Source organism: Colwellia sp. 5_MG-2023, from assembly GCF_030547795.1.
Classification (GTDB): domain Bacteria; phylum Pseudomonadota; class Gammaproteobacteria; order Enterobacterales; family Alteromonadaceae; genus Colwellia.
Map to the genome: position 1 here is coordinate 34,445 of NZ_JAUOPW010000012.1, position 13,484 is coordinate 47,928.

Annotated in this window: 12 protein-coding genes; 10 read left to right on the plus strand and 2 right to left on the minus strand. The window is 35.9% G+C overall.

The genetic code is table 11. The features are described 5' to 3' along the window. Position 1: 1 nt before the first annotated feature. Positions 2 to 445 carry a cytochrome c-550 PedF gene (gene pedF, locus Q4496_RS09975; RefSeq protein ID WP_215972632.1) on the minus strand — a complete coding sequence of 148 codons (444 nt, stop codon included), beginning with the start codon at positions 443 to 445 and terminating at the stop codon, positions 2 to 4. 231 nt (positions 446 to 676) lie between these two features. Here pedF and Q4496_RS09980 point away from each other — a divergent pair, with 231 nt between their 5' ends. From Q4496_RS09980 to Q4496_RS09995, 4 genes are read left to right on the plus strand one after another with little or no spacing between them, the layout of a single operon-like run. After that, positions 677 to 1,942, plus strand: a complete 1,266-nt coding sequence (locus Q4496_RS09980) for an ABC transporter substrate-binding protein (RefSeq protein WP_252727435.1) — start codon at positions 677 to 679, stop codon at positions 1,940 to 1,942. 15 nt (positions 1,943 to 1,957) lie between these two features. Then, a complete protein-coding gene (locus tag Q4496_RS09985) occupies positions 1,958 to 2,938 on the plus strand; it encodes a YVTN family beta-propeller repeat protein (protein WP_215972620.1) in 981 nt (326 codons plus the stop codon). After that, positions 2,935 to 3,663, plus strand: coding sequence for an ABC transporter ATP-binding protein (locus Q4496_RS09990; protein ID WP_215972619.1), 729 nt, complete (start codon positions 2,935 to 2,937; stop codon positions 3,661 to 3,663). The genes Q4496_RS09985 and Q4496_RS09990 overlap by 4 nt, the downstream gene beginning before the upstream one ends. Further along, positions 3,663 to 4,451, plus strand: a complete 789-nt coding sequence (locus Q4496_RS09995) for an ABC transporter permease (protein ID WP_215972618.1) — start codon at positions 3,663 to 3,665, stop codon at positions 4,449 to 4,451. Before Q4496_RS09990 ends, Q4496_RS09995 begins: the two co-directional genes overlap by 1 nt. 131 nt (positions 4,452 to 4,582) lie before the next feature. Here Q4496_RS09995 and Q4496_RS10000 read toward each other — a convergent pair whose 3' ends face one another. Beyond that, positions 4,583 to 5,071, minus strand: a complete 489-nt coding sequence (locus Q4496_RS10000) for a GNAT family N-acetyltransferase (RefSeq protein WP_215972617.1) — start codon at positions 5,069 to 5,071, stop codon at positions 4,583 to 4,585. A 359-nt stretch (positions 5,072 to 5,430) separates the two neighbouring features. Here Q4496_RS10000 and Q4496_RS10005 point away from each other — a divergent pair, with 359 nt between their 5' ends. The 6 genes from Q4496_RS10005 to Q4496_RS10030 all read left to right on the plus strand — a co-directional run bounded on the left by Q4496_RS10005 (position 5,431) and on the right by Q4496_RS10030 (position 13,471). Continuing rightward, the gene (locus tag Q4496_RS10005; protein ID WP_303610390.1) at positions 5,431 to 7,752 is read left to right on the plus strand and encodes a TonB-dependent receptor; all 2,322 of its coding nucleotides are present in this window, start codon (positions 5,431 to 5,433) and stop codon (positions 7,750 to 7,752) included. 374 nt (positions 7,753 to 8,126) lie between these two features. Continuing rightward, entirely contained in the window at positions 8,127 to 9,161 is a 1,035-nt protein-coding gene (locus Q4496_RS10010; RefSeq protein ID WP_303601909.1) for an ABC transporter substrate-binding protein, read from the plus strand. Beyond that, positions 9,158 to 9,913, plus strand: coding sequence for an ABC transporter permease (locus Q4496_RS10015; RefSeq protein WP_303610391.1), 756 nt, complete (start codon positions 9,158 to 9,160; stop codon positions 9,911 to 9,913). Before Q4496_RS10010 ends, Q4496_RS10015 begins: the two co-directional genes overlap by 4 nt. Then, positions 9,906 to 10,706, plus strand: a complete 801-nt coding sequence (locus Q4496_RS10020; protein WP_215972613.1) for an ABC transporter ATP-binding protein — start codon at positions 9,906 to 9,908, stop codon at positions 10,704 to 10,706. Before Q4496_RS10015 ends, Q4496_RS10020 begins: the two co-directional genes overlap by 8 nt. Before the next feature lie 17 nt (positions 10,707 to 10,723). Then, a complete protein-coding gene (locus tag Q4496_RS10025; RefSeq protein ID WP_303601910.1) occupies positions 10,724 to 12,055 on the plus strand; it encodes a DUF3422 family protein in 1,332 nt (443 codons plus the stop codon). Positions 12,056 to 12,289: 234 nt separating this feature from the next. Next, positions 12,290 to 13,471, plus strand: coding sequence for a porin (locus tag Q4496_RS10030; protein ID WP_215972611.1), 1,182 nt, complete (start codon positions 12,290 to 12,292; stop codon positions 13,469 to 13,471). The last annotated feature ends 13 nt before the right edge of the window (positions 13,472 to 13,484 follow it).

A 13,484-nucleotide genomic window follows, 5' to 3' on the forward strand; every position in this document is an offset into this window, starting at 1 on the left:
ATTATTTTTCACTGACAGACTCTAACCAAGTACGAATTGCCCAAAGTGCTTCTTGGTTTAAATGCTCGGTCATTTTCGGCATATAAACAGCACCATTTCTTACCGCACCATTTTGTACTCGATAAATGTACCATTCATCACCATCAAAATCCGCTGGCAGTTTGCGTATATCAGGAGCTATACCACCTGAAACACCACCCAAACCATGACAACGAGCACAATTTTGGTTATAAGCAGAAGCACCTACGCGTAAAATTTCTGTGAGCACATCACCTTCTTTTTCTCGGTAGGGATTCGTGTCAAACCATTCTTCACCTAAGGTAGGTAAAGTAGAAGTATTTATTGCTTGTGGTGTTACAGGGCCGTGAGCAGCTATGCTAAATGAACAAACAGATATCAATGTAATTAAACATTTTTGGCTTAAACCTAAATTAAACTTTATCATCACTCAGTACTCCAATTTCTACAAAATTAATTATGTATATGTTTTTAATGATATAAGCTTAACTGTGTTGATGTAGTGGAAGAATTGTACTTTAGCGCGGTTAGTTCTCATCACTTAGTATGATTTTACGGGTGTAAAAAGCCACATTTTAATATTATCTTGTTTTATATCAAAGTATTAAGGCATTTTATGTGGTAGTTGATTATTTTTTACTTTAGTAAGTTTTTCTATATGCTTATGTACATACATTTATTTGACCTAGTGTCATTAATTTCTTTTGTACGTCTTTATACAGCTGAGGTAAACATGTTTTTTGCGACAAGGACAAAGTTAAAAAAGTTTCTACTAAAAGGGATTGCTATCAGTACGTGGGCTATTTGTTTTACTGCTTTATCAAAGCCTATAACGGTTGATATTAGTTATGTTCAGTTATTACAAAAGCACTCACCAACGTTATCAAATATTTTCCCAATACCTGAGAATACAGGATACTCGGGCGCGAAACTTGCTATTAATGATTCCAATACAACAGGTAAGTTTTTACAGCAACATTTTGAAATAACACATTTCGTCACGAAGAAGTCAACAGAACTATTAGCCTATATCGAAGGTGAATATGATCTAGGACGTAGAATTTTTATTCTTGATGTTCCGTTAATCCATTTAATACCAATAGATCAGTGGGCCAAAGATAAGCCTGTTTTGTTATTTAATGTGGGAGAGCCGGCCGATGAAATTCGTAGTACTCAGTGTTTAGCGTCGGTATTTCATACTATACCTAGCGATGCAATGAAATCTGATGCGCTGGCACAATGGTTACTTTATCGTCGTATGAGTAATGTGTTATTGGTACGAGGTAGTCAAGTTGAAGATATTCAACTGGCAAAATCTTTTAAACGTTCAGCTAAACGCTTTGGTATTAAAGTTGTTGATGAAAAGGTATGGGATTTTAATACGGATATGAGACGTACTGCACAGCAGGAAATTCCTTTATTTACTCAAACAATTAAAGATTATGATGCTGTTTACGTAGCAGATAAAGAAAAAGATTTTTCAGAGTTTATTCCCTTTAATACTTATTTACCTCGACCTGTTATTGGCTCGGCAGGTCTAGAAGCGTTAGCCTGGCATGCTGTAATAGAGCAATGGGGAGCGGCACAATTACAAGGGCGTTTTATGACATTAGCTAATAGGAAAATGAATGAAACCGATTTTGCCGGTTACCTTGCTGTACGTAGTGTTGCTCAATCAGTACATGAACTGAATACTAATGTTAGTGCTCATATTCTTGATTATATTACGTCTGATGCCTTTGAATTGGCAGCATATAAGGGACGGAAACTGAGCTTTAGAGCATGGAATAAACAATTAAGAATGCCATTAGCGTTAGTACATCCTCATGCCTTGGTATCGCAGTCGCCACAACCAGGTATGCTTCACCCTATAACTGAACTTGATACGCTTGGATTTGATATTCAAGAATCTCAATGTAAATAAGGTTTACAATAAATTATGAAACACATATTACTATTAAAATTATTAAGTCTAGCTCTTTTATTTAATATTAACGTTAGTTATGCCAACGAGTATGCGTATGTTACCAATGAGAAAGATGACAATATTTCGGTAATCGATCTGGGTCAAAATAAAGTCATCAGAACAATAGATGTTGGTCAACGACCACGCGGCATTATCTTAAATAAGGATCAATCGCTGGCTTATGTTTGTGCGAGTGATTCAGATCGTATCCAAATAGTTGATTTAAATACGGAACAAATTATTGGTGAGTTGCCCTCAGGAGAAGATCCAGAAACGGTCGTATTACATCCCAACGGTAAGATTATTTATACGGCGAATGAAGATGATGCTTTATTAACAGTTATCAATATTGAAGATGCTAGTGTTACTACGCAGATAGACGTAGGTGTTGAGCCTGAAGGACTAGCGGTAAGTCCTAATGGAAAAATTGTTGTAGTCACCTCAGAAACAACCAATATGGTACATTGGATAAACACTGAAACTCATGAAAATTTTGCTAATACACTCGTTGGCTCCAGACCAAGATCTGCGCTTTTTACCAAAGACAATAAGTATCTATGGGTGAGCTCTGAAATTGGCGGTATGGTAGTTATTATTGATGTGGCGACACAAAATATTGTTAAAGAATTTACTTTTCATATTAAGGGCATTCACCGAGATCGTGTACAACCAGTAGGTATTGAATTAACTGAGGATGGCCGGTATGCGTTTATCGCATTAGGGCCCGCAAATCATGTAGCTGTTATTGATAGAAAAACAATGTCTATTGAAAAATATCTGTTAGTTGGGCGTAGAGTTTGGCAACTTGCCTTTAATCATGATGAAAGCCAGTTAATAACAACCAATGGAATCAGTGGCGATGTTTCTTTGATAGATGTTAATGCATTAAAAGTAACCAAATCAATTAAAGTGGGGCGTTATCCTTGGGGCGTTGTAATACGTCAAATGCCATGAGTATAGTAACTAATGAACTGTCTTTTTATTATGGTAAAAAAGCAGCCGTTTATGATTTGAACTTAACGATTAATAAAGGGTTTAACGTTTTGCTTGGCCCAAATGGGGCAGGTAAAAGTACCTTGTTTTCAATGCTAACAGGTCTTTATCAGCCATCATCAGGCAATATTAAAATTGATGGTTATGATTTTCGTGACAATAGAGCTGAAATCATGAAATCTATGGGGGTTGTTTTTCAACAAAGTACGGTTGATTTAGATTTATCAGTTAAGCAAAATTTGGTTTATTATGCTGCTTTACAAGGAATTTCATCCTCCGAAGCGTTAACAAATATTGGTGATATATTATCACAATTGAAATTGACGCAGCGATTGAATGATAAAGTCAGATCATTAAATGGAGGTCATCGTCGCCGTGTTGAAATTGCTAGAGCACTAATCCATAAACCTAAGGTATTATTACTTGATGAAGCAACAGTCGGCTTAGATATTGACAGTAGAAAAATGATCACAGAATACGTTAAAACGTTGAGTCAACAACTGGGAATTTGTGTGTTATGGGCAACTCATTTAATTGATGAAATATCAGCAGATGATCAACTTATTATTCTAAATGAAGGAAAAGTAAAGGTGCAAGGGATAAGTCGTGAATTATGCGAAACACATAATGTTGCTGACATATATCAATTATATAGAATGTTAACGGCTAATACGGAGATCACTTAATGAACCGTACCTACCTTTATTGTTTCAATGGCATTGTTAAGCGTGATATTTTTCGTTTTTTTCAACAACGTTCTCGTTTATTAAGTGCCTTAATTAGGCCATTATTGTGGTTAGTGGTTTTTGCTGCTGGTTTTAGAGCCGCATTAGGTGTCTCTATTATGGAGCCTTATGGTACTTATATTACTTACCAGCAATATATTGTTCCAGGGCTTTGTTGCATGATTATTTTATTTAATGGCATGCAAAGCTCGCTTTCTATGGTATATGACCGTGAAATGGGCAGTATGAAAGTATTATTGATGAGTCCATTACCAAGACCATTTTTATTATGTAGTAAGTTAGTGGCGAGCGCTTTGTTGTCATTATTACAGGTTGTAATTTTCTTATTTTTCGCTCAATTTGTTGATGTGGATATCCCACTAATTGGCTATATTACGGCAATCCCAGCAATTTTTTTAATCGCTTTCTTTCTAGGTTCGCTCGGGCTTATGTTATCCAATCTTATTAAACAATTGGAAAATTTTGCAGGTGTGATGAATTTTGTTATTTTTCCAATGTTCTTTTTATCAAGTGCGTTATACCCTTTGTGGAAGATGAAAGAAGCGAGTCTTTGGTTATATTGGTTATGTCAGTTTAATCCTTTTACTGCGTGTGTAGAGTTATTAAGGTTTGCGCTTTATGGCGAGATTGAACCTACGGCGTTGACTACTGTGTTACTTGTCACCATCACAGTATCGTTTTTTGCCTTAATGAGCTTTAGACCACAACATGGACGTAGTGGTAAATAAACGACGCTTGATTGCAGATGTTGTTAATCATTGAAATACTTATTAACTGTATTTCAATGATTAAGTCAGAAAATTAGCGGCTATAGAAAGGCTTATTTAGTTGGAGTGTTACTAGCAAATGTAGAAGAGCGTTAATCCTCTTTTGCAAAATCAATAAGTGTTTGACCAGACATGCGATAGCCAACCCATTCGTCTTGTGATTGTGCTCCAATCGATTGGTAAAAATCGCGGGACGGTTTATTCCAATCTAAGCAGCTCCATTCAAATCTACCACAATTATTATCGACAGCAATTTTAGCCATTGTTTTAAGTAATAGTTTTCCACCACCTTTACCTCTGTGTTCTAAAGATATGTAAAGATCTTCTAAATAAAGTCCTGACTTTGCCAACCATGTTGAATAGTTATAAAAGTAAATTGCCATCCCAATGGCTTGATCTCCCTGCATGCAAATTAATGCATTAACATGACTATTTTCAGCAAAAATTGACTGCTTAATGGTATCTTCAGTTGCTAACACTTCATGCTCGGCTTTTTCATAAATAGCCAACTCACGAATAAAATGTAAGATTAATGCGGTATCTTTTTTTTCAGCCTTACGGACGGTTAATTTTTCCATCATTTACTCCTTTGATTCTCTTGGCAATATCATAACGTGCTAATCGTTTTGTGTGAATAATAATGTATGAACAGCACTCTTAATAGCAATAGTGTCTGACGAAATTGTCATCGTTAATTAAGTTTTAGGTAAATAGCCGCTATTTTTTATTTTATGTAGACTTTGTATCATCTATAACCATAAATATTGGGTAGTAAATTAATCATACTTTAGCATGATGCTTATTGATTGTGTTTTTATTATCTATCTGTATTTATTAGTTTTATTTTTACTTTGAGTGTTATTTAAACACTAACATCAATTGTTACATTTTTATAAATGGGGGTAGACTGAAGCAAGTTATTATTTATTTGGAAACTGTAATGAAAATATTATTAGCTTGTATTATTACTTGCACTTGCTTACCCGTTTTAGGGGATGATATTACCGGTGTTGAAAAAATTAGTATATATGGGCAAACACCACTTTCATCGAATGCAGTCAGTGATAAAAGTATTTTTGGTAGTGTTCAAACAATCGATGCAGAAACACTTGCTCAATCACAAAGTATTTCATTAGCAGAGCATATGAAAAATCAGCTAATGAGTTTACATATAAATGATGTACAAAATAACCCTTTCCAGCCTGATGTACAATATCGAGGTTTTACAGCCTCACCATTACTTGGCTTACCTCAGGGAATTTCTGTTTATTTAAATGGCGTACGATTTAACGAACCTTTTGGCGATACTGTTAACTGGGATCTTATTCCCCTTGCTGCACTTGATATCGTCTCTTTATATTCAGGATCGAATCCTGCCTTTGGTCAAAATACCTTAGGTGGTGCATTAGCTTTACAAACAAAAAATGGTTTTAGTTATACAAAAAACGAATTTGATGTACGCTTTGGCAGCTTTGGACAACAGCAATATACGCTGCAGTCTGGCGGTAATAAAGGTAATTGGGGCTATTATATTTTGGCTAATCATTACAAAGAAGACGGCTGGCGAGATTATTCTGAAAGTGAATTAAATCAGTTGTTTGCAACATTGAGTTATGTAACTGATGTACGCACCGTAGAGTTTACTTTTGCAGGTAATGATAATGAAATGCTAGGTAATGGTGCTATACCTGAAATACTTGCTGACTTGGCAAGTAGAGATGCTATTTATACGCAACCAGATAAAACTCATAATCGTTATAAACAGTTTAGTGTTAAAACTGACAGTGTTATTAATAGCGAAATGTCATGGCAGGCAAATGCCTATTATCGTCAAAATGAAATTAATAGCATTAATGGTGATGACAGTGACTATGAAGAATGTGAATTTGGCGAAAGCTATAGTTTATGTGAAGAAGAGGAAGAAGATGAGTTAGAGCTTGTCCACTTTGTTGGTTATGATGAAGGGGTTTTTCTCAGTGAGTTGAGTGATATAGATCCTGACACAGTGGATGGCACACTAAATACCGGTTTTACTGATAATGAAAGTTATGGTGCAGCATTACAATTTGTTAAGTTAAGTAAATTTGATTCTTTTGATAACGAATTTATTTTTGGTTTAGGCATAGATAAAGCCGATATTCACTTTAGAAGTGATACCCAATTTGCAGTACTTCATAATGAAACTGTAACGGATGATCGTTCTGTCACTGGTATTGGCTTTTTTGATATGGAATCACGTGTTGATTTGAAAGTTGATACAAAGCAGCAATACTTTTACTTTATGAACGGCATCTCTATTAGCGATAAATTTACCATTAACTTGGCCGGTCGATACAATCATGCTCAAATAAGTATGCAAGATCAGATAGATACGGATGAAGGCTCACTTAATGGTGAACACTCTTTTAATCGATTTAACCCTGCCATATCAGCTGATTATCAGCTTTCTTCTGATTATATGGTTAAATTAAGTTATAGCGAATCATCAAGAACACCAAGCCCAGCAGAGCTAAGCTGTGCAGATGAAAATGATCCTTGTAAGTTGCCTAATGGTTTTGTGGCCGATCCTCCGCTTGAACAAGTTGTCGCGAAAACAGTAGAAGCTTCTTTAAATTATAATAAAGATAACTTTTCTGCACTAGCAACGGTTTTTTCAACGATTAGCCATCAAGATATTATTTTTCAACAAGCGACAAATAAGTCTAATCAAGGTTACTTTATCAACCTTGATAAAACTCAACGTCAAGGTGTTGAACTTGCTTTTAATACTCAGATAAAAGACGTGGATTTTGGCGCTAGCTATAATTTATTAAAGGCAACTTTTGAGTCACCTTTTGTTTCTTTTAGTCCGGTGAATCCGTTAGGCGCTAATCGACAAGTTAATCCAGGCGATACTATTCCGGGTCAACCAGAGCACCAAGTTAAGTTCCACGCTAATTGGCAAATTAATGATGCTGTTAATCTTGGTACTGAGTTTTTATATGCCTCTTCATCATACTATCGTGGTGATGAAGCAAATGAGAATAAGAAAATACCTTCTTATTCTGTCACCAATATTTACTTAAATTACCAAGTTACCGAACAGTTACGTTTATCAGCTAAAGTTGATAATGTATTTGATCGTCATTTTGATACTTTTGGTACCTACGGTGAAGCAGATGAAGTGTTAGAAGATATATATCCTGATGCCGATTTCGACGAATATTTTGTTGGACCATCAAGACCACTATCAGCCAGTATCAACCTAAACTATCAATTTTAAAAGCAGTAATTCTTATTTTTAAATGGAACTGGCTCAAGGTTAGTGAGCAAAAACCATTGTACTGAAGATGAGCTTGTCTTACTAAAAGACGAGCTTTGTCATACTAAAGAAGGAACGTATTGTTAAGTAAGTCCTAATAGAATTAGAGCTATATTTTATATACTTATTTTTAACGAAAATATGGAATACAGTTCAATACAGAGTATGACAATATTAACGTCATTTATTCCAGTGCTATTCAAATTGAACTACTTGTATTTATATTCAAATCATCTCGTTTTAAATGGGGAGTTATATGTATTGCATCTTGGGATGAACGTTAACTATTAACATTCAATTCTACTCAAGAAAAATTTTGAAATAGAGGGTTGAATATGAGTAAATGGTTAATTGGTATTACATTATGCATCTTCTTACCTTTTCATACTTTTGCTACCCCTGAAATACGAGTCGGTGTTTTAAAATATGGCACGGTCAATTGGGAAATAGCGGTGATCAAGCATCATCAGTTAGATAAAAAATATCAATTTAACTTAAAGGTAATGTCACTAGCGAGTAAAAACGCATCTGCAGTGGCGTTACAAGGTGATGCAGTTGATATTATTCTTAGTGATTGGCTTTGGGTAAATCGTCAACGATTTGAACAGAGAATGTACACTATATTTCCAACATCAATGGCAACAGGTGGACTTTATATTTCGGCTAATAGTAGCATCGCATCTTTAGTGGATCTTAAGGGAAAGAAAATAGGTATTGCAGGCGGTGCCGTTGATAAAAGTTGGTTATTGTTACAAGCGTATAGTAAGAAAAAATATAGCTTTGATTTAAATAATGAAACTAAGCCTACATTTGCGGTACCACCGTTATTAAATAGATTAATACTCCGTGGCGACTTAGCTGCTGCCATTAATTTTTGGCATTATGGCGCCAGACTAAAAGCGACAGGTTATAAGCAGTTAGTGACGATGAGAGACATGTTGACCGAATTTGGTATTGAAACTAACGTTCCTTTATTAGGATGGGTGTTTGATCAAGTATGGGCAAACGAACAGCCTGAAGCGGTTACTCGATTCTTATTAGCTTCACGAGAAGCCAAGCAGATACTCGTTTCATCTGATGGTGAATGGGATCGAATTCGACCGTTACTAAAGGCTGAGAATGATGAAGTTTTCACCGCATTAAAAAAAGATTACCGGTCAGGTTTATTAGGTGAGTTTGGTACAAAAGAAATGGAAGCGAGTAAACAAGTTTTCAATATATTGGCCGAGGAAGGCGGGCATGCTTTAGTGGGAAAAGCGACATCGTTAAGTGATGGGCTTTTTTGGCGACCTAGTCAGTTGGCCTATTTAATGAACCTTTCTACTATCAATACTGCTAATCTTTCCTCCGATCTTCCGAGGGTACAATGAAGCTCTTTTCATTGCTGTTTACTAAGCTTGGTGTTGTTTTTACTCTATGCGTGCTTTGGCAAAGCTTGGCTTGGGTAATTGCTAGCTCAGATTTTCCATCTTTATTGACAGTGCTGAAAAGTTTACATTTCCATTTAACTGAAGGGGAAATGGTAAGTAATCTTTTCATTACCTTAAAGCGTGCATTATTGAGTTTTATTATTGCTATGGTACTTGGTGGCTTAATTGGTATCTTGATGGGGATGAATTCGTTGGCTAATAAGCTTACAGATTCGTTGCTTATTATTATGCTTAATATTCCAGCCTTAGTGACCATATTGCTTTGTTATATTTGGATAGGTTTAGTAGAAACGGCTGCTATTACTGCTGTTGTTATCAATAAAGTACCAACAGTTGTTGTGATGATTAGAGAAGGTTCGAGAGCCGTTGATCAGAATTTACTAGCCGTAGCTAAAATTTATAAATTGTCACCGAGTAAAACTTTCTTTCGTGTTTTTTTACCTCAACTTTACCCCTTTATCATCGCTTCTGCGCGCTCTGGTTTGTCTTTAATTTGGAAAATAGTATTAGTGGTTGAACTGCTAGGGCGAAGCGATGGTGTTGGTTTTGCGCTTAATACTTTATTTCAGTTTTTTGATATTGCCGGAATCCTTGCATACACCATCGCCTTTGTCATTATTATATTAATCATTGAACTATTGTTCTTTAAGCCCTTTGATAAAGTCGTCGCCAGAGGAAAACGTTTTGATTGAACTCAATGTTGCTATTAAAGATAAGTATTATGAAAATAGCGAAACTGCGGTATTGTCGCAGTTGGATTTTAAGGTCAATTCTGGCGAATTTCTTGCTATTATCGGTCCTTCAGGCTGTGGAAAAACTACGTTATTAAATATGATTAGCGGCCTTGAATCATGCGTGGGCCAGCATATTTCTTACAGCAGCAATTCAAGTGGTAATCGTTTTAAGAAAAATGACTTAGCAAGTGATTGCTCAAAAAGCGAATACTTAGAAAATGAACAGGCTAATCGTATTGGATATATCTTTCAACAACCAAGGTTAATGCCATGGCTGACCGTGAGAGAAAATATTGAATTGGTATTAGATCCTACACAGTTCAACAAAATTGAAGGGTTACTAGCAGAAGTTGGTTTAGCACAAAAAGGTGATTACTTTCCTAGCCAACTGTCTGGTGGAATGCAGCGACGGGTGAGTATTGCACGTGCTTTTGCGATCAACCCGCAATTACTGTTGTTAGATGAGCCATTTAACTCTCTTGATGCACCTACTGCAGGGCGATTACGAAAGCTACTACTTGATTTATGTCGAGAAAAAAAGACTACGGTTGTGTTTGTTACTCATGATTTACAAGAAGCTATTTATCTAGCAGATCGTATTATTTTCTTAAGCGATTCCCCTTGTACTATTATCCATGAGTCTATCATTAATTTTCCTAAACCTCGTACAGAGTCTGGCATTGCTGAATTAGAGTTTCAAGCAAAACTTACGAGGCAATTTCCCCTTTTACTAGCGGGTAAAATTGATTGATTTTTAGGAATGACTAAATGACATCTACTTTGTATACGACACAGAAAAAAGCAAGGGTTAATCATTGTAATTCAACACGCGCAAGCATTGTGGTTTCTCCTCTACGACAACAAGTCTCACAAGAGTTACATAATAGGCCATCACCACAAGTTACTGTGCCATCATCGATAACACATATGGCTGTACGTTTAACAGCAAAGGATCAAGAACAAGAATATCAACAAATTTATTCTTTATGCCAACGCTATAATGTTAACCCTCCTAGCCGTGATGCAAGTTGTTATTATCAAGATTTTGGCGGTTTTGAATTACGTTGGGAACGTCATTTAGAGTTTTCAAGTTATAGTTTTATTCGTAAAGGGGTAGGGCAATACCTATTTGATGGTTATGCAACAGAGTTTGTGCCACAAGAGTGGTTTGATAATATTGTTGGTGAATTAGTGAGTGCGGTTAACTTAGTCATTCATCAGGATGAAATATCGGAAGAAGTACTACACTGCGCTTTTGAAGGACATCAAATATTGGGGAGTAGTGTTGCTGACCATCGAGCAAATGTTTATGCTTCTTTTAGGGTACATAGTGATGGTTTTGACCGTATTATCATTCAAAGTAACTTACTCAATAGTTATCAAGCGGGTAGGCTTATACAACGCATGCTAGAAATACAAACCTATCAAGTCATGGCGTTATTGAGTTTACCTATAGCTCGCTCTTTGTCGCCTAAAGTAGCTCAAATGGAAAATGATTTAGTCGATATAAATCAAGAAATGGCAGGTGTGGGTGAAAAAAATGATAGTCAAATGCTAGATAAATTGTCAGATTTAGCAGGAAATACCGAGCAACTGATAGCGGATATTAGTTATCGTTTTAGTGCGACGAATGCTTACTATGAATTAGTGTGCTCTCGACTTGAACAGCTCAAAGAAACGGACATTGAAGGTTTTGAACGGATAAACGAATTTGTTACTCGACGCTTGAGTCCTGGAATTCGTACTTGTCAGGCATTATCTGTTCGTTTAGATGGACTAACTCGCCGAATTGCTCGAGCGAGTAGCTTGTTAAGGACTCGGGTTGATTTAACAATTGAGCAACAAAATCAACAATTATTATCTGCGATTAATCAACGTGGCAAAGTACAGCTTCGTTTACAACAAATGGTTGAAGGTGTTTCTGTTGCTGCAATGGCTTTTTATTTGATGGGCTTGTTAGATTATGTGCTTAATGCCGTGACTTTTTCAGGTTTTGAAGTTAATAAAACACTTGTCAAAGGCTTCTCAGTTCCTATTTTTTTACTGATAACTTGGTTATTTGTTCGACTTGCCATTCGTTATGTCAAAAAGCACCCATAAGTATATTTAAATAGTAAAGTAGCGTTAATTATCTGTAATATTAGGCTATTTATTTATATTACAGCAGGCTGATTAAATTACTTCCTACCTTTTCATCCGTACTCCTACTAAAGCACTAAGACTCTTACTTACGACTAAAGCACTGTTAATTTCGATAAGTTGACTCATTCTATTCGCTTAAAGTTATTTTTATGATGATTGAACTCTAATAACGATAAAAAAGGAAGCATGAAAATGACTAAACGATTCAAAACTAGCTTAATCACTGCGACATTAGCTATGGCAGCATTTAACTCAAATGCCGCCGTTGAAATATACAATAATGACGGGATAACCTTCAGCACTGACGGGTTAGTTAATGTATTTTACTCTAATAGCTCAATTGATAAAACTGATGCTACTGGGGTAGAAACAGATCGCACACAATCACGAGTTCGTACTGGTTTTTTGCCAAGTAATATCGGTTTTAATATCGCTAAACAACTTGATGATGTAAAAATCGCTATGCGTTCTTCATTTTGGGTTTCTCTAAGTGATACAGACAATGTACGTGATGAATCACCTGCTGATTTGGGTACTGGTTCATTAATCGACGTTCGTCAGTTTTATGCCACTATTAGCGGCGATTTCGGGGAAGTATTAATTGGTAAAGATTTTGGTTTATATAATCGTGCTAACATTCTTGGCGATGAACTTTTACTTGGTTTTGGTCAAACATCTGACTTTTTTGGCTTAGCTGATGGTAACAATGTTTCTTTTGGTAATATCGCAACAGGTTATACTTATCCAATGCCTAAATCACAAATTACTTATAGAACGCCTGATTTAAACGGTTTTCAATTAGCGGTTGCCATTATGGACCCTAATAAACTTGGTGCAGACTCTTCCGAAGATCTACCTCGTTTTGAAGCTGAATTAATGTATAGTACTAATTTTAATAATGATTCTTCATTAAAAGCTTGGGTTAGTGGGGTTACTCAGTCAAGTGAAATTAATGATGTTGAACATGATCAGACCGGCATTGGTTATGGTATTAATTACAAAATTTCAGGTTTATCACTAACCGCTTCCGGTTATAGTGCTGAAGGGTTAGGTCATGTTGCAGGTTTAGATCAAATCGTTGGACCAGACACAGTTGAAACTGAAGGCTATCTAATTCAGGCCGCTTATACCCTAAATGATAACCGTATAGTCTTAACTTATGGTGAATCAGAAACCAGTAATAGTGGTAATGTTGAAACTGTTGGTATTGTAGGTGATGCGACACACAGTAATACTGGTATTGCTTACTTTCGAACAATTCTTCCAGGCTTGACTGCCGTAGTTGAATATAATAATACTGAAGCAGATGCCACAGATTCTTTAATAGCTGAAGACAACAACACTTTCTCAATTGGTGCTGTGGTGACTTTTTAATGTCGTAATCTAG